The organism is Paraburkholderia sp. LEh10, assembly GCF_017814945.1.
In the GTDB taxonomy this organism is placed as follows: Bacteria; Pseudomonadota; Gammaproteobacteria; order Burkholderiales; family Burkholderiaceae; genus Paraburkholderia.
The window spans coordinates 1-17,402 of record NZ_JAGIPX010000074.1 but is presented as its reverse complement, the minus strand read 5'-3'; the positions used below and the strand labels follow the sequence as shown (position 1 = coordinate 17,402).

General features: G+C 65.2%; 14 protein-coding genes. 7 read left to right on the top strand and 7 right to left on the bottom strand.

What is annotated here, in order from left to right; all coding sequences use genetic code 11:
• Window positions 1–462: 462 nt before the first annotated feature.
• From J8I87_RS36845 to glgC, 5 genes are all read right to left on the bottom strand, one after another.
• Complete coding sequence (locus tag J8I87_RS36845; protein WP_209937274.1) at window positions 463–1,617, bottom strand: branched-chain amino acid ABC transporter substrate-binding protein; 1,155 nt, start codon at window positions 1,615–1,617, stop codon at window positions 463–465.
• A 558-nt stretch (window positions 1,618–2,175) separates the two neighbouring features.
• On the bottom strand, window positions 2,176–2,637 hold the full coding sequence (locus J8I87_RS36840; protein WP_209937272.1) for a hypothetical protein: 462 nt from the start codon (window positions 2,635–2,637) through the stop codon (window positions 2,176–2,178).
• 106 nt (window positions 2,638–2,743) lie between these two features.
• Window positions 2,744–3,607 (bottom strand): pyridoxal kinase PdxY, encoded by an 864-nt coding sequence (gene pdxY, locus J8I87_RS36835; protein WP_209937271.1) that lies wholly within the window; start codon window positions 3,605–3,607, stop codon window positions 2,744–2,746.
• Between the two features lie 368 nt (window positions 3,608–3,975).
• Window positions 3,976–5,436 carry a glycogen synthase GlgA gene (glgA, locus tag J8I87_RS36830; protein ID WP_209937270.1) on the bottom strand — a complete coding sequence of 487 codons (1,461 nt, stop codon included), beginning with the start codon at window positions 5,434–5,436 and terminating at the stop codon, window positions 3,976–3,978.
• Between the two features lie 282 nt (window positions 5,437–5,718).
• Window positions 5,719–6,993 (bottom strand): glucose-1-phosphate adenylyltransferase, encoded by a 1,275-nt coding sequence (glgC, locus tag J8I87_RS36825; RefSeq protein ID WP_209937269.1) that lies wholly within the window; start codon window positions 6,991–6,993, stop codon window positions 5,719–5,721.
• A gap of 682 nt (window positions 6,994–7,675) precedes the next feature.
• On the opposite strand from glgC, the gene J8I87_RS36820 reads away from it, so the two are divergent.
• Entirely contained in the window at window positions 7,676–8,782 is a 1,107-nt protein-coding gene (locus tag J8I87_RS36820; protein WP_209937268.1) for an alpha/beta fold hydrolase, read from the top strand.
• A gap of 110 nt (window positions 8,783–8,892) precedes the next feature.
• Here J8I87_RS36820 and J8I87_RS36815 read toward each other — a convergent pair whose 3' ends face one another.
• On the bottom strand, window positions 8,893–9,882 hold the full coding sequence (locus J8I87_RS36815) for an LLM class flavin-dependent oxidoreductase (RefSeq protein WP_209937267.1): 990 nt from the start codon (window positions 9,880–9,882) through the stop codon (window positions 8,893–8,895).
• A gap of 990 nt (window positions 9,883–10,872) precedes the next feature.
• Between J8I87_RS36815 and bamE the strand changes: the two genes are divergently transcribed.
• The gene (bamE, locus tag J8I87_RS36810; protein ID WP_209937266.1) at window positions 10,873–11,415 is read left to right on the top strand and encodes an outer membrane protein assembly factor BamE; all 543 of its coding nucleotides are present in this window, start codon (window positions 10,873–10,875) and stop codon (window positions 11,413–11,415) included.
• An 85-nt stretch (window positions 11,416–11,500) separates the two neighbouring features.
• Window positions 11,501–12,520 carry a patatin-like phospholipase family protein gene (locus J8I87_RS36805; protein WP_209937265.1) on the top strand — a complete coding sequence of 340 codons (1,020 nt, stop codon included), beginning with the start codon at window positions 11,501–11,503 and terminating at the stop codon, window positions 12,518–12,520.
• Between the two features lie 79 nt (window positions 12,521–12,599).
• Here the strand turns inward: J8I87_RS36805 and J8I87_RS36800 are convergent, their stop codons facing one another.
• The gene (locus J8I87_RS36800) at window positions 12,600–13,208 is read right to left on the bottom strand and encodes a bifunctional 2-polyprenyl-6-hydroxyphenol methylase/3-demethylubiquinol 3-O-methyltransferase UbiG (RefSeq protein WP_209937264.1); all 609 of its coding nucleotides are present in this window, start codon (window positions 13,206–13,208) and stop codon (window positions 12,600–12,602) included.
• A gap of 644 nt (window positions 13,209–13,852) precedes the next feature.
• Between J8I87_RS36800 and J8I87_RS36795 the strand changes: the two genes are divergently transcribed.
• The 4 genes from J8I87_RS36795 (at window position 13,853) to J8I87_RS36780 (ending at window position 17,224) form a co-directional block, all read left to right on the top strand.
• Entirely contained in the window at window positions 13,853–14,542 is a 690-nt protein-coding gene (locus J8I87_RS36795) for an ABC transporter permease (RefSeq protein ID WP_209937262.1), read from the top strand.
• 23 nt (window positions 14,543–14,565) lie between these two features.
• The gene (locus J8I87_RS36790; protein ID WP_209937261.1) at window positions 14,566–15,279 is read left to right on the top strand and encodes an ABC transporter permease; all 714 of its coding nucleotides are present in this window, start codon (window positions 14,566–14,568) and stop codon (window positions 15,277–15,279) included.
• Between the two features lie 83 nt (window positions 15,280–15,362).
• Complete coding sequence (locus J8I87_RS36785) at window positions 15,363–16,154, top strand: ABC transporter ATP-binding protein (RefSeq protein WP_209937260.1); 792 nt, start codon at window positions 15,363–15,365, stop codon at window positions 16,152–16,154.
• A gap of 17 nt (window positions 16,155–16,171) precedes the next feature.
• Window positions 16,172–17,224 carry a GlxA family transcriptional regulator gene (locus tag J8I87_RS36780; protein WP_209937259.1) on the top strand — a complete coding sequence of 351 codons (1,053 nt, stop codon included), beginning with the start codon at window positions 16,172–16,174 and terminating at the stop codon, window positions 17,222–17,224.
• Window positions 17,225–17,402 lie beyond the last annotated feature (178 nt).

Sequence of the window (17,402 nt, the reverse complement as noted above, 5' to 3'; positions counted from 1 at the left end):
CTGATGGCGCGAATGCCTACATAGGTTTGCCGCACTGGCTGGATAATCGAGGGCGTGGTTTGCAACGTAGGTGCACGAAGCGGTTGAGGCGCCAGTCGGTGCGCTGGCAACGGACATCGGACAGCGCATTGCCATGCGAAGCGCGGGGACGTGAAGGGCCCGTGGGTAAAACAAGCATTGGCGGGGTGAGCGGCTTTCTTTGCCTACTTTCTTTGCCGCGGCAAAGGAAGTAGGTGCCGCCCCGCACAGGGGCAACGCCTGCGCCGCGAGGCGCATCGCGGATGCCAGCGACAGCGGCAAAACAAACCGCAATCGCGGACGCCAGCGACAGTGGCAAAACAAACCGCATCGGATGCCCGCGCAAAGGGCAAAACAAACCGCAATGGCGGATGCCCGCGACGGGCAAGACGAACCACACCAAAACCCGTCGCAGACAACAACAAAGACCAACCGGGCGAGCGACTAAACACCACTCTTCGTGACGACAGGCACCCACACCCCGTTCTTCACCTGATACAGCGTCGAAGCCGCGCTCTTCAACGCCCCCGTGCTATCGAACGAAATCGTCCCCGTCACCCCTTCGAAGCTGATGCTCTTCAACGCGGGACGATACGCGTTCGGGTCCGACGACTTCGCCGTCTGCATCGCCTTGATGACAGCCCATGCTGCGTCGTAACCAAACGGCGCATACGACAGAATGTCATCACCAAAGCGCTTCTTGAACTTCGTCGAGAAGTCCTTGCCGCCTGGCAACTGCGCGAGGGGACGGCCATATTCCCAGGCCATCGCGCCTTCGGCCGCGTCGCCCGCAAGCTTGATGAATTCCGGATCTTCGACGCCGCCGCCGCCCAAAAGCTGCGCTGTCATGCCGAGCTGCTTCATCTTCTTCGCGATCGCGGCGGCTTGCGTGTCGAGCCCGCCGAAGAAGATCAGGTCCGCGTTGGTCGACTTGATCTTCGTGAGCTGCGTGCTGAAGTCGACGGCCGTGTTGCTGGTGAACTCGCGCGCGACGATGTTGCCACCCGCCGCCTTGACCGCCTTCTCGAACTCGTCCGCTTCGCCCTGGCCGAATGCCGTGCGGTCGTCGATGATCGCAATGCGCTTGGCCTTGGTCACCTGCACGGCGTAGGTGCCCGCGTTGCCGGCATTTTGCGCGTCGGTGGAAATCACCATGAACGTGTTCGCGAAGCCGCGGTTCGTGATCGTCGGATTCGTCGCGGCCGGGTCGATCATCGGAATGCCCGCCTGCTCATAGATCTGCGAAGCGGGAATCGTCGTGCCCGAATTGAAGTGGCCGACGATCCCCGACACGCTTTGGTCCACCAGTTTCTGCGCGGCCTGCACGCCGATGCGCGGGTCGGCCTGGTCGTCCTCGGAGACGAGTTCGAAGCGCGCGACCTTGTCGCCGATCTTGATCTTCTGGGCGTTGGCTTCCTCGATGGCGAGCCGCACGCCATTCTGCAGGTCCTTGCCGTAGCCCGCGTTGGCGCCCGTCATCGGCGCGGCAAAGCCGATTTTCACAGGCACTTCGTCGGCGGCGTAACTGGCGAGAGGCGCGATGGACAATGCGGTGCCGAGCATCACGGCAAACGGTTTCAGCGTCTTGCAAAAGCTCATGGTTTCTCCTTACATCGGCAGACAGGGATGGGGAAAACAGCCGGCTTGCAGCGGGCGCCGCGCGTCGAAGGACGCAAGGCGCGGCCGGTCGGATTGCGCGATGCAGTGTGTGTCGACAGGTCTCCTTCAGTGCGAATCAGTTCGGATCAGTTCAAACGCAGACAATCCACAGACAAAAACAGGGACGAGATTACGGACGATGCCATGCGCTCGGCAATGCAGGAAAACACCAAAGCCGTTGCGACTGCGCGTCGGCCGCCGACGGACCGCGAACATCGCGCAACCCGCGTGCTGCAACCGATCCGTGGCGCGAATATAGAAAGCCAATATGCGTTCGTCTTGGCAGTTCGCGGCGTGTTGGATGCGCATTTCAGCACAGGCGGCGCGTGCGGCTCGCGCACGCGGGCGGGGGAAGGCGTGAGGTTTGCGGCGCAGTGGGGAGGGTTGCAGGCGCGCGCGACGCGCGGCGTTCGACGCGGGCCGCGCCTCGCGGTATCTTTCGAACGGCGATCGCGCAGCGCCCGCGTCGCGGGGCCCAAGCGTGTCGCCGGATCTGTTCTACTGCTCGCCCTGCATGCGCAGCAGTTCTTCGCGCAGACGCAGGAGCGGTTCCTTCACGTCGTCTTCGGCCCACGTGTCGAGGTCGTCGATCGCGCGCTGGCAGCCGTCGAGCACGACGTCGAGATCGACGGGGACGCCGTTCGCGAGCGCGAAGTGAATCGTCTGCGCGAACTGCTGGCATTCCTCTTCGCTGTACGAGATGTCGAGGTTGTCGCCGATCACTTCGGCGATGTTGCTGCGTGCCTTGTCGTCGGGCGTGACCATGTCGACGATGCCACGCGCGACAGCGGGCGAATAATAAAGCGCGATATCGAGCCATTGCGCGGCGTCGAAATCCGCTTCGCCGAATTGCGCTTCGAAGAATTCGATCGCTTCCTGCTCATGCGTCTCGTCTGCGTCGACGCTGATGCATAGCTCTTCAAACTGCTCTTCACGTTCGCTGCGGATCGTCCCGTCCATCGATACCTCGTCTGCCAATGCCAAAAAAAATGCCGCGCTGAATCGCGCGGCACGCATTATAGGACGTCAGGCTGACAGAAGGGCGTCGCAGGTCCGGCACCACACGCTATGTCGACTCGACGCCCCATGCATCGAACCACTCGCGCGGCCGCGCAATATCGTCCTGCGCGGCGATGATCTCGAGTTCGTACCGTCCCGCATCCCATGTCGCGCGCACGACGGCGTTGACGGCGGCCATCGTATGCTCGAACGCGCCGCGCACCGAGTCGCCCAGCAGCGTGCGCGCGACGAACACCGCGCTCGTCAGATCGCCGACGCCCATCGGCTGCCGCGCGAACGGATAGAGCGGGCGCTGGCCCATCCACGCTTCGCGCTCGGTGACGACGAGCATGTTGAAGCGGTCCGCGGGGCTGTTGCGATCGAGCAGATGCTTGACGAGCACCGTCTTCGGCCCGCGCTCCATCAGTTCGCGGCATGCGGCGACGGCTTCCTCCACGGTTTCGATCTCGCGGCCCACGAGCCGTTGCAGTTCGCTGTGGTTCGGGCACATCACGTCCGAGACTTCAGGCATCGTCTTGACGAGAAACGCCTGGATGCCGGGCTCGACGCGGCAGCCCGTCGCCGTGCCCATCGCGGGGTCGCAAAAGTAGCGCGCGTGCGGATTCGCCGCCTTCACGGCGCGCACGATTTCGATCACCGACTGCGCCTGCTCGGGCGTGCCGAGATAGCCCGACAGCACGGCGTCGCAGCGCGGCAGCACGCCGATCGCGCCGATGCCTTCGACGAGCGCCAGCATCTGCGATGCGTCGATCGCGCTGCCTTCCCAATGTCCGTACTGCGTATGGTTCGAGAACTGCACCGTGTTGAGCGGCCACACGTTCACGCCGAGACGGCGCATCGGAAATACCGAGGCACTGTTGCCCGCGTGCCCGAACACGACATGTGACTGAATGCTCAGAACGTTTTTCATGTTGAACCGATGGGGCGCGAAGAGGGCGCCGGATGAATGCGGATTGGATGCGCGAGCGGACGCTCGACGCTATCCGTACAACGCGCCGCGTGACGGTTCCGCTGACGGACCCTGGCGACGATTGCGCATGCGCCGTGCACGGGCGACGTCTGAACGGTTCATGCACCGCTCATGCGCTGCTCATGCACTATGTCGATGCCCAATGGACGGCGCGAGGACGGCAGGCGCGTCACGCGCTGTCAAACACAAGATACATGAGTTTTCATGCGACGGAAGCGATCCGGCCCCGCCGTGTTGCGCCGAACCATCAATGCGCGGGACGAGCCCGCGTCCGCCTGCGCGCGATCATGCCGACGCCGCCCGCGCGCTCAGACCAGCTCGCGGTACAACGCCAGATAGCGTTCCGCCGACGCGCCCCAGCCGAAGTTCTGGCGCATCGCGCGGCGCTGCGCCGCTTTCCAGTCGGTGCGCCGCGCGTACAGCGCGAAGGCGCGGCGCAGCGCCGCCGTCAGCGCCTCCGGCTCGAAGCGCTCGAAGACGAAGCCCGTCGCGCGATCGTCGGCGATATTTTCGAGCGACGCATCGACGACGGTATCGGCGAGTCCGCCCACGCGGTGCACGAGCGGCAGCGACCCGTACGCGAGCGCATAGAGCTGCGTCAGGCCGCACGGCTCGAAGCGCGACGGCACGGCGATCACGTCGCTGCCTGCGACGATCTGATGGGCGAGCGTCTCGTCGAAGCCGAGCTCGACGGCGACGCTGTCGGGATGTGCCTGCGCGACGCGCTGCAAGCCGTTCTCGAGCGCGGGGTCGCCCGTGCCGAACACGACCAGCTGGCCGCCGCGCTTGATGATTTCGGGCAGCGCCGCGAGCAGCAGGTCGAGCCCTTTCTGTTCCGTCAGCCGGCTCACGACGCCGAACAGCAGCGCATCGGCTTTCGGCGCGAGATGGAAGCGCTCCTGCAGCGCCGTCTTGCATGCGCGCTTGCCGGCGAGGCGCGTGTCGGTGTAGCGGGCGGCGATCAGTTGATCCGTCGACGGCTGCCAGACCGTGTAGTCGACGCCGTTCAGGATGCCCGACAAATCGTGCGCGCGCTGGCTCAAAAGCCCGTCGAGCCCGCCGCCTTGTGCGAGCGTCTGAATTTCGCGCGCGTAGGTCGGGCTTACCGTCGTGATGCGGTCGCTGTAGAACAGGCCCGCCTTCAGAAACGACATCTGCCCGTAGAATTCGACGCCGCTCATATGGAAGAAGTCGGCGGGCAGTCCCAATTGGCCGAACTGATGCGCGGGAAAAATCCCTTGGTACGCGAGATTGTGGACCGTGAAGATGGTGCGCGCGAGCGGCTTGCCGCGCTCGCGCCCGGCCGCTTTCAGATAGGCGGGCGCGAGGCCCGCGTGCCAGTCGTGCGCGTGGACGATCTGCGGCGCCCACGAGGGATCGAGGTGCTGCGCGAGCTGCGCGGCCGTCCAGCCAAGCATCGCGAAGCGCTGCGCGTTGTCGCCATAGGGCACGTGCTCGGCGTCGAGATAGGGATTGCCGGGACGATCGTAGAGCGTCTGCGCGCGGATCACATAGATGACGAGGCCGTTGGCGGGCAGCGTGCCGCGCTCCAGCATCGCGTCCGATGCGCCGAAGCGCTCGCCGATGGGCGCGACGGGCTGCAGGTCCACCAGCCCCGCGAGCACGCCGGGAAAGCCCGGCAGCAGCACGCGGACGTCGGCGCCCAGCTCGATCAGCGCGGGCGGCAGCGCGCCCACGACGTCGGCGAGACCGCCCGTTTTGAGAAGGGGATACAGCTCGCTTGCGACGTGCAGCGCGCGGATCGTCATGGGTCTGGGTCCTGTTCGCTAGAAGAGGGTTCGGTGATGGTTTCAACGCGACTGGCCGATTGCGTGCGACGACGGGCGCTGGTCCCGCCGCTTGCGCCGCTTGCACCGCTTGCGCCACTTGCGCCACTTGCGCCGCCCGGCACGCGCGTCGCCCAACGGCCGCTCACGCGGGCGAAGCGATCGCCGTGCCGGTGGGCGGCGGCCCTTGGGCGGCGAGCTCCTGAACGGCCTTTTGGGCGGCTGCGCCGGCCAGCGGGGTGGTGCGTTCCGGCGTTGCGGCGCTTACCGCGCGGCGGGCACCTGCCGCTTGAGCGCCTCGGCCGTCACCAGCACCACGCCCGTATCCGTCCGGTAGAAGCGTTCGCCGTCGCGCACAGGGTCTTCGCCGATCACGGTGCCGTCCGGAATCTGACAGCCCCGGTCGATCACGACCTTGCGCAGGCGGCAACTCGCGCCAATCGTCACTTGCGGTAGCAAGACTGCCTCAGCGAGGTTACAGAACGAATTCACGACCACATTCGACGACAGCACTGAGCGCGAGATCTGCGAACCCGAGATCACGCAGCCGCCGCATACGATCATGTTGGTGCCCGAGCCTTGCAAGCCGTTCAGGTCGCGCACGAACTTGGCGGGCGGCAGTTGCTCCTGATGCGTCCAGATCGGCCAGTTGCGGTCGTAGAGGTCGAGCGCCGGAATCGTCGACGCGAGATCGAGATTCGCGGCCCAGTACGCGTCGATCGTGCCGACGTCGCGCCAGTACGGCTCGACGCTCGGGTCCGACGACACGCACGACATGCTGAAGGGATGCGCGATTGCATGCCCCGACGTGACGACGCGCGGAATGATGTCCTTGCCGAAGTCGTGATCGGTCGCGACGCTGCTGATGTTTTCCTCGAGCATCGCGTACAGGTAGTCGGAGTTGAACACATAGATGCCCATGCTGGCGAGCGCGATGTCGGGGCGGCCGGGCATCGCGGGCGGATCGGCGGGCTTCTCGACGAAGCCCGTCACGCGGCGCTCTTCGTCGACGTGCATCACGCCGAATGCGACGGCCTCCATGCGCGGCACCTCGATGCAGCCGACCGTGCAGTCCGCGCCGGACTCGACGTGGTCCATCACCATGCGCGTGTAATCCATCTTGTAGATGTGGTCGCCCGCCAGCACGACGACGTATTTCGGGCGGATCGAGCGGATGATGTCGAGGTTCTGGAACACGGCGTCGGCTGTGCCGCGATACCAGTGCGCGCCTTCGACGCGCTGCTGCGCCGGCCACAGATCGATGAACTCGTTGAACTCCCCGCGCAGGAAGCCCCAGCCGCGCTGCACGTGCCGCAGCAGCGAGTGCGCCTTGTACTGCGTGACGACGGCGATGCGCCGGATGCCCGAGTTCAGGCAGTTCGACAGCGCGAAATCGATGATCCGGTATTTGCCGCCGAAATGGACGGCGGGCTTCACGCGCTTGTTCGTGAGCGGCCCGAGGCGCGTGCCGCGGCCGCCCGCGAGGACGATGGCGAGAGTCGTGTGCTGCAGATCGTTGAGGCTTGCCGGCGTATCCATGTGCGTCTCCTTCCTTTTATGGTTGAGCCCTGGTGGAAGCTTTTCTATGCCCCGGCGGTCTGTTTTTTTGTTTGACGCGTTGCGCTGTTGCTGTGGTCGCGTGATTGCTTTTTCCGCGACTGCCCGTGAATTCCCATTCGCGGCGGCGCGCCTCTTTCGCGGCAGCCGCATCGCGCCTCCGCGGCGCGGCACGCTGCGGCACATGCTCGCATCGGGTCGAATCGCCCATTTCCCGATAGAGCATTGGCGGTGCCAGCCACCGGTTAGTCTGGACCATGCGCATGCGCCGCGCAATGGTGCGCGGCGGCCTGTTGCGCGGGCCGCGTTCGCCATGCCACATTTCGCTTGCGGCCCGGAAGGAGGCGCAGCGTTGCGGTAGAAACGGCCGCCATGGGCGTGTCGCGCAGTCCACGCGAGTAATTGATGCTGGATTTCGTGGGACGGCCGATACGGGGATCGCATGTGACACGGTCCGGGCGGGGCGCAGTTGCTGTCACCGCTTCTTTTCTTTTCGCCCCTTCTTGCCACTACTGCTTGCCGGCGTTTCCCGCCAGCATTGAAACGCCCGTTATGGACGCCGCGCGCGGCGCGCGTCCGCGCCGACACACGGCGCTGCAAAGCGGCCGCGGCACGGGCATCATGACGGGCTTGTTCCGCTCCTTCCCACGACGCCGACCCGCCTATGAGATTCCGTTCACTCCTCGCTGCCGCCGCATTGTCCGCCTGCGTCGCCGTTCTGGCCGTCGATGCGCATGCCGCCGATGCCGCCCGTTCCGCGCCGTCGTCCGCGAAGTCGGCGAGCTCGACCATCGCGCCGCCCGATGCCGCGCCCGGCAACGACGGTCCCGCATATGGGCCCGAACTGCAGGGCTTCGACTATCCGCGGCCCGTGCGGCGGTTCGAGTTCACATCGCAAGGCGAGCCGCTGCACATGGCCTACATGGACGTCGCGCCCGATCATCCCAATGGCCGGACGGTCGTGCTGCTGCACGGCAAGAATTTCTGCGCCGCGACATGGGAAGGCACGATCGAGCGCCTGACGGCGGCGGGCTATCGCGTGATCGCGCCTGACCAGGTCGGCTTTTGCAAGTCCAGCAAGCCGCAGCGCTACCAGTTCAGCTTCCAGCAGCTCGCGCGCAATACCCATGCGCTGCTCGGATCGCTCGGCATCAGCGACGCGACGATCGTCGGCCATTCGACGGGCGGCATGCTCGCGATCCGCTATGCGCTGATGTATCCGCAGGCGACGCAGCAACTGGTGCTCGTCAACCCCATCGGGCTCGAGGACTGGAAGGCGAAGGGCGTGCCGTCGCTGTCCGTCGATCAGTGGTACGAGCGCGAACTGAAGACGACGGCGGATGGTATCCGCCGCTATGAACAGGCGACGTATTACTCGGGACAATGGCGCAGCGATTTCGAGCCGTGGGTGCAGATGCTCGCGGGCATGTATCGCGGGCCGGGAAAGAAGGATGTCGCGTGGGATTCGGCGCTGCTCTATGACATGATCTACACGCAGCCGGTTTTTTACGAGCTGGGGAAGCTCAGCGTGCCGACGCTGCTGCTGATCGGTCAGAAGGACACCACGGCGATCGGCAAGGACGCAGCGCCGCCCGACGTGCGTGCGCAGCTTGGCCATTACCCCGAGCTGGGCCGCGCGGCCGCAAAGGCGATTCCCCAAGCGACGCTCGTCGAGTTCGCCGAGCTCGGGCACGCGCCGCAGATGCAGGACCCGCAGGCGTTCCACAAGGCGCTGCTCGACGGGCTCGCTGCCGTGTCCGCGAATCACTGAGAGCGGGTGCCGAAAGCGAGCGCGAGCGAGCGTGCTGCGCTCGCTCGTGGGTTCGTCTGTGCGTTGGTCTTTGCTCGATGCGGCCTTCAAAACCGCGCAGCCATTGCAGCTTACGCGCCGATCTCGTCGCGAAGCTGCGCGCCGATTTCGAACGAGCGCAGCCGCGCTGCGTGATCGTAGATCTGTGCCGTCAGCATCAATTCATTGGCGCCCGTCTGCTCGATGATGGACCGCAGGCCGTCACGCACCGTCTCGCGGTCGCCGATGACCGAGCACGCGAGCGAATGCCGCACGCTGCCCAACTCCATCTCCGACGCCGCAAGCTGGTCGACGGGCGGCTGCAACTGGCCCGGCGTGCCGCGCCGCAGATTGATGAACTGCTGCTGCAGCGATGTGAAGAGACGTTGCGCCTCTGCATTCGTATCGGCGGCGAACAGGTTCACGCCGACCATCGCATAGGGCTGCGCGAGCGTCGCGGAAGGGCGGAACTGCGCGCGGTACACATGCAGCGCCTGCATCATGTAGTCGGGCGCGAAGTGCGACGCGAACGCGAACGGCAGCCCGAGCGCCGCCGCCAGTTGCGCGCTGAACAGGCTCGAACCGAGCAGCCACAACGGCACGTGCAGGCCCGCGCCCGGCACCGCGCGCACGCGCTGGCCCGGCACCGGCTCGGCGAAGTAGCGCTGCAACTCGACGACATCGTCGGGGAATGCATCGGCGCTGCCGTGCAACTCGCGGCGCAATGCGCGGGCTGTCGTCTGATCCGTGCCCGGCGCGCGGCCGAGGCCGAGATCGATCCGCCCCGGATACAGCGACTCGAGCGTGCCGAACTGCTCGGCGATCACGAGCGGCGCGTGGTTGGGCAGCATCACGCCGCCCGAACCGACGCGGATCGTCTTCGTGCCGCCCGCGACGTGCGCGATCACGACCGACGTCGCCGCGCTCGCGATACCCGTCATATTGTGATGTTCGGCGAGCCAGTAGCGCTTGTAGCCCCATTGCTCGGCATGCTGCGCGAGATCGAGCGTGTTGCGAAACGCGTCCGACGCGCTCGCGCCCGCCGTGATGGGAGAAAGGTCGAGGACCGAAAAAGGAATCATGACAATCGATGTGCGGTCAGCCGCCGTTCTTTGCAAGAGCGATCGGCGGGGCCGTGCTGGTGTGGGCAAAAGCGGATTGTGCCAAAGCGTCCTTTTTCCTGCTGGCGGCTTGAGCATGCCCCTGCGGACAGCAGGGTCGAGTGGGCGGCGGGCGATGGTCGGAGCGGGCGCGCAGCGAAGGCCGCGCGTGCGTCAATCGGAACAGCCCAAAAACAGGGCACCCGAGACGCGCCGCACGTTGCGCAGCGTGTGCCCTCGCACAGAATCGCGCGCGCGCACGCGCTAGTGTGGAAGCGTCGCCGCCAACGACGCGGGACGGCGCGACGCATTCCCGCATGATGAGGCGGCGGCCTCCACGGACCTCGACGCCGGTCGGCCCGTCACGTCACGCGTAGGTCGGCTACGCAGCGCACACCCGGACGAACCGGGCTGGCCGGGTCAGCCGGGCGCCGGCATGCCGCCCGGCGCTGTCGCGCTCGCGCAGCCGCTCATGCCGCGAAGGGCACGACGGCTTGGTAGTTCGCCTAGGGCGGCCGGATTCGTCGGCCGATTCGGTGTAAACGCGCTCTCGCGCATTTCATGGGCCGCAGCTAGATTGTCTTCACTTGCAGGATTGTCGAGGGGCCAGCGGCTGCCGTTCCGGCGGCCGTCCATAGCGGTGAAAATTGCGTCACGGCCAGGAGTCCATGCGACTTCTGGCCGAAACGCGACGCGTGTCGCGTTTCATTCGATGCGCGCGACGCCGCTGTTCCTGCAACCGTTCATCGCCCGTCACGCGCATTCGCGCTTCATCAGCATTTTCGCTTCATCAGCATCTTCATAGCCGAGCTTTGTCGAGCGCGAAATCTCGCGTAGCAATTCTTTAACTTTGCATACACATCTGCACGGCGTTCGCACGCGATCCCGCCTTCGAGCGGGTTATGCTCTTGTCGTTTATATCATTCGATTTTCGTATCGCCGAAGATGGTTATCCGCACAACGTTGCGCAACATGATGCTTTCCGTGGCCGTGGCAGGCGCGCTGTCCGCGCTTGCCGGCTGCAACGACCAGCAAAGCGAGCAAGCCGTGCAAAAGCTGAAGGAATTTTTCAACGCCGTCAAACCGGATGCGCTGCTTCTGAAGGGCCTGACGCCCGGTGTCACGACGGAAGCCCAGATCCGCGACCAGATGGGCAAGCCCGAGACCGAGCGCGACTTCACCGACGGCTCGAAGCGCCTCGAATATCCGCGCGGTCCGCAGGGCCTCAATACCTACATGGTGGACATCGCCCCGGACGGCACGTTGCAGGCCATCACGCAGGTGCTCACGGCCGCGAACTTCGCGAAGATCCGGCCCGGCATGACGGAAGACGAAGTGCGGCGCCTGCTCGGCAAGCCAGGCGAAGTGGCCGTCTATCCGCTCAAGCCGGAGACGGTGTGGAGCTGGAAGTGGCGCGAGGGCGGCGTCACCGAAGAGGGCTTTTTCAACGTGCATTTCGACGTCAATCACATCGTCTACACGACGTCGCGCTCGGATGTGATGCGCGGTCACTGACGTAGCACGGGAAGCCGCGGCGAAAACAAGGACGTGCAATCCAGGTCCAAACATAAAACGCCTGCAAACAAGGGAGAAAACAACCGTGTCCACGCGAAGAAGATACCGGCGCATCGGCCTCGTGCTCGGCGGAGGCGCTGCGCGCGGCTGGGCGCATATCGGCGCGATCCGCGCGCTGCACGACGCGGGCATCAGGCCGGATCTCGTTGCGGGCACGTCGATCGGCGCGCTGGTGGGCGCCGTCTATGCGAACGGCGATCTCGACTGGCTGGAAGAGTGGGTCACGCGGCTCACGTGGCAGTCGGTCGTGCGTCTGCTCGATCTGCGGTTTTCGGGCGGGCTGCTCGGCGGCAAGAAGGTCATTCAGGTGTTTGCGAACCGCTTCAACGGCCGCGAGATCCGCGAGTTGAAAATGCCGTTCGCCGCCGTCGCGACAGAGCTCGATTCGGGCCGCGAGACCTGGCTGCAGGACGGCGGCGTGGTCGATGCAGTGCGCGCGTCGATTGCGATTCCGGGCATCTTCACGCCGGTGCTGCATGACGGCGTGTGGCTCGTCGATGGCGGCCTGTCGAACCCCGTGCCCGTGTCCGCTGCGCGCGGCATGCGGGCCGACTGCGTGATCGCCGTCGATCTGAACAACGACATTCTGAATGGCCGCGACTTCGGCGGCGCGGTGGTCGATCTGCCGCCCATGCCCGTTGACGAAGCTGTCGCTGAACCCGAGCCGCTCGCGCTCGATCCCGATGCGCCGCCGCCCCAGATCGCGACGCCCGCGCCGCCGATGCTGCTGCGGCGCAACGGCAGGCCGTTTCCGAACTGGCTGCAACCATCGCCGGAGCAGCATTCGCGCGACGTGCGCGTGCCGCCCTCGCCGAGCGCGCGCGTGCCGTCGATGCTCAGTTCGATCGCGCAAAGCATCGACATCATGCAGGTGCGGATCACGCGAAGCCGGCTCGCGGGCGAACCCGCCGACATCCTGATCCAGCCGCGCCTGGGCGGCATGGGCATTTTCGATTTTCACCGCGCGCAGCCCGCGATCGCGGAAGGACGCGCCGCCGTCGAGTCGATGCTGCCCGCCATCCGCGCTTGCCTCGGCATCGACTGAGGCAAGCGTGCGCCTCGTCGTCGTGAGCGCGCTTTAAGGCCGTCCGTTTGCGCTGAATGACGCTGAATGTGCAAACGCGTCAGCCGTCCGTGCGCTTCGCGGCGATGATGCGGCACACGCGCTTGCCCGAACTTGCGCTCGTCGTATCGTCGGCGAACAGGATCATGCAGCCAGTCAGCGCGTGCGTGACGAGCGACGGCGGGAATGCCGAATAGAGCCGCCCATCCTGTTGACGCGCGTCCTCGCCGTCGGTCACGCGCCATGACAGATACAGCATGCCGCTTGGCCGCAGGATGCGCACGAGGTTGTCGATTGCATCGGTGATCGCGTCGGCGGGCAGGTGCATCAACACGGTCTCGCACACCACGTTGTCGAACTGCTCGTCGATCTCGGCGAGCGACGGCAGCGTCGCCTTGCGGAATCCGATTTGCGGATAGAGCCGCTGCGCTTCTTCGAGGATGCCGTCCGACGCATCGAAGCCCGTCACGCGATACCCGTGATCCGCAAGCCACCCGGCATCGCGTCCGTTGCCGCAGCCGATATCCGCCGTCTTGCCTGCCGGCAGCAGGTGTTCTTGCCACAGCGCGTACATGTCGTCGGGCGGCGGCTGGTCGAGCCATTCACGCGAGTAGCGGGCGGCGTCGCGCGTGTAGGCGTCGAGCGTGGCGGAGTCGGGGCGCAGTGTCATGCGGCAATCCTGTGAGGGAAGCGGCGTGGTCGTGCCGTCGCGGCATGGGCGTCGCGGCAAGGCAAGTCTAACGCGCGGCTCCGATGGACCGTGACCCGTGTGCGTCGCCTTCAGGGAAAGCCCCAATGGGCGCGGGTTTGCGGGCATGCAGGCGGCGCCGGGCGTCTATCGAAAAAGCGACCCGAAACTTGCGAATTCGCGGCAGGCGCAACGCGTGTGCAGTGTGCTTACAAAGTGATCGCGCTTGATGTAGCGGGCGTTCGATGCTCACACGCGTATGCGACACCGGATATTGCGACGCACAAGAGGATGATGCTGCCGTTTGAGCAAATTATTTTTCTTGCGAGTATCCGCGCCATGCCGCAGGAGTTGCAGCCTTTCCGGCTGATGGCACTTGCGGTTCATGGGACCAGGGTAAGGCGTCAAAGCGCCAACTCTCTGGTCGACTCGCCGAGGGGGCGGGAGCAGGCGCTGAAGCGCCAGCACCCACCGGCCTGGCATGGGACCAGCGTAGGCGCTAAAGCGCCAACGCTGGTCGACTCGCCGAGGGGGTGGGAGCAGGCGCTGAAGCGCCGGCACCCACCGGCCTGGCATGGGACCAGCGTAGGCGCTAAAGCGCCAACGCTGGTCGACAGGAGATGCGCGTGTTTCTCTATGGCTTTGGTCCGGTGCTCCTCGATGGCACGATCAAGACGATCGAACTGTCGGTTCTTTCGCTCGCAACAGCCGTCGTCCTCGGTCTCATCGGCGCGGCGGCGAAGCTGTCGTTCAACCGGCCGATGCGCGCGATCGCGACGGGCTATACGACGCTGATCCGCTCGGTGCCCGATCTCGTGCTGATGCTGCTGCTGTTCTACAGCATCCAGATCGCCGTCAATGATCTGACCGACGCACTCGAGCTGCCGCAATTCGACATCGACCCGTTCGTCGCCGGCGTGCTGACGCTCGGCTTCATCTACGGCGCGTACTTCACCGAAACGTTTCGTGGCGCGTTTCTCGCCGTGCCGCGCGGCCAGCTCGAAGCGGGCGCGGCGTACGGGATGAGCGGCGCGCGCGTGTTCGCCCGCATCCTGTTTCCGCAAATGATGCGTTTCGCGCTGCCGGGCATCGGCAACAACTGGCAGGTGCTCGTGAAGGCGACCGCGCTCGTGTCGATCATCGGTCTCGCCGATGTCGTCAAGGCCGCGCAGGACGCCGGCAAGAGCACGTTCAACATGTTCTTCTTCATTCTCGTTGCCGCGGCGATCTATCTGGCGATCACGACCGTATCGAACCTCGTGCTGATCTGGCTGGAAAAGCGCTATTCGATCGGCGTGCGGCACGCCGAACTCTAACTGCTGACCTGCAAGAGACGACCATGATCGACATTCTCAACCAGTTCTGGCGCGCGTTCCTCTACTGGGACGGCCAGCGCATCTCGGGTCTTGCGGTGACGCTGTGGCTGCTGGTCGCGTCGATCGGCATCGGCTTCGTCGCGTCGATACCGCTTGCCGTGGCGCGCGTGTCGAAGAAGCGCTGGCTGTCGACGCCCGTGCGCCTCTACACGTATGTGTTTCGCGGCACGCCGCTGTACGTGCAGCTGCTGCTCATCTACACGGGTATGTACAGCCTGGAGTTCGTGCGCTCGCATGCGTTGCTCGATGCGTTTTTCCGCAGCGGCTTTCACTGCGCAATCCTTGCGTTCGCGTTGAACACGTGTGCGTACACGACGGAGATTTTCGCGGGCGCGATCCGCACGACGCCGCATGGCGAAGTCGAAGCCGCGCGTGCGTACGGGATGAGCTGGTTCACGATGTACCGGCGGATTGTGATACCGTCCGCGCTGCGCCGCGCGCTGCCGTTGTACAGTAACGAAGTGATCCTGATGCTGCACGCGACCACCGTCGCCTTCACGGCCACCGTACCCGATGTGCTGAAGGTCGCGCGCGATGCGAACTCGGCCACCTATCGTTCGTTCGAGGCATTCGGGCTCGCGGCGCTGATCTATCTTGCTGTATCGTTCGCGCTGGTTGCGCTGTTCCGGCGCGCCGAGCGTCACTGGCTCGCGTATCTGGCCGTGCGCCGGCATTGACAGCGCCACGGCGGCATACGGCCGCGGCTGCACGCATCGCGGCAAGCATCACGTTTCACCCATCTTCACTTCGGGAGAGCACCTTGCTCCACACGACTCAAACGGAAGCCTGCAAGCTCGCCGTGCAGGACATCCACAAGCGCTATGGCGACAACGAAGTGCTGAAGGGCGTCTCGCTGAACGCCAACAAGGGCGACGTGATCAGCATCATCGGTGCGAGCGGGTCGGGCAAGAGCACGTTCCTGCGCTGCATCAACTTTCTCGAGCGGCCCAATGCCGGGCAGATCGTCGTCGATGGGGAAGCCGTGCGCACGAAGGTCGACCGTCACGGCAACTTCGAAGTCGCGGATCACAAGCAGTTGCAGCGTATCCGCACGAAGCTCGCGATGGTGTTTCAGCACTTCAACCTGTGGGCGCACATGAACGTGCTGGAGAACGTGGTCGAAGCGCCGATTCACGTGCTCGGCGTGCCGCGCAAGGAAGCCGAAGACCGCGCGCGCGCGTATCTGGAGAAGGTGGGTCTCGCGCCGCGTCTGGAGAAGCAATATCCGTCGCATCTGTCGGGCGGCCAGCAGCAGCGCGTCGCGATTGCGCGCGCGCTGGCGATGAACCCCGATGTGATGCTGTTCGACGAGCCCACTTCCGCGCTCGACCCGGAGCTTGTCGGCGAAGTGCTGAAGGTGATGCAGAAGCTCGCTGAAGAAGGCCGCACGATGATCGTCGTGACGCACGAAATGGGCTTCGCGCGCAACGTGTCGAACCATGTGATGTTCCTGCATCAGGGCCGCACGGAAGAAGAGGGCGTGCCTTCGGAAGTGCTAGTGTCGCCCAAAAGCGAACGTCTGAAGCAGTTCCTGTCGGGCAGCCTCAAGTAACCCTGCAACGCGCAGCAATGCCACGCCCGTCGTCCAGTCCCGCGCGCACGACCCAGGTCGCGATCGTCGCGTTGCCGCCCGTGTCGATGTCGGGCGTCGGTCCCATCGTCGATGCGCTGAACCTTGCGAACGAAATCGACGGCCGTGCGCTGTACCGCTGGCAGGTCTGTTCATGGGACGGCCGTCCCGTGCCGCTCGCGGGCGGCGCGCAATGGCCGGCCGACGCCGCGTTCGGCGATGCCATTTCATGCGACTGGCTGATCATCGTCAGCGAGCGCTTCCAGCAATTCGCGGATTACCGCCTCTTTCTGGCGAGCCTGTCGCGCGTCGGGCAGCGCACGCCGCTCGTGACGGGCATCCACCACGGCGTCTGGTGGCTGGCAATGGCGGGGCAGTTGTCCGGCTATCGCGTGAGCGTGAACTGGGAAACGTACCAGCAGTTCACGGAGCAGTTCGAGCGCTCGATCGTCACGCAGCAGATCTTCGAAATCGACCGGGACCGCGCGACGTGTGTGGGCGGCCAGGCGACCGTCGACTTCATGCTGGCGATGATCGGCCGCGATCACGGCCCGGAGCTGGCCGAGCGCATCGCGGACACGATGGGCGTGGGCACGCTGCGCTCGGGCGAAGAGCGCCAGCGCATACCGTTCGTGACGGCGCCGGGCGAGCGCCACCCGCGCCTGAACGATGCGTTGCTGCTGATGGAGGCGAACATCGAGGACCCGTTGACGTCGGACGAGATCGCGGGGCTTGTCGGCGTTTCGCGCCGGCAGCTGGAGCGCCTGTTCAGGCAATACCTTGGCTCGATGCCATCGAAGTACTACCTTGGGCTGCGGCTTGCGAAGGCGCGCACGCAGTTGCAGCGCACGAGCAAGTCTGTCGTGCAGATCAGTCTGGCATGTGGTTTTTCTTCTGCTGCGCATTTTTCCAATGCGTACCGCGAGCGGTTTGGGGTGACGCCGCGGGAGGAGCGGCGGAACTGGATCGAGAGACAGCATGGAGGTGGGAGCGCGAAGATCGATGAGCCGCGCGCGGGGGCGTTGATTGAACCGCCGGACAGGGGGCATTGATTTATTTTGTCTGCGATGGAGGCTTCGTTTTGCTTTGCCACTATCGCTGGCATCCGCGATGCGGTTTTGTTTTGCCACTATCGCTGGCATCCGCGATGCGGTTTTGTTTTGCCGCTATCGCTGGCATCCGCGATGCGCCTCGCGGCGCGGGCGTCGCCCCTGTGCGGGGCGGCACTTA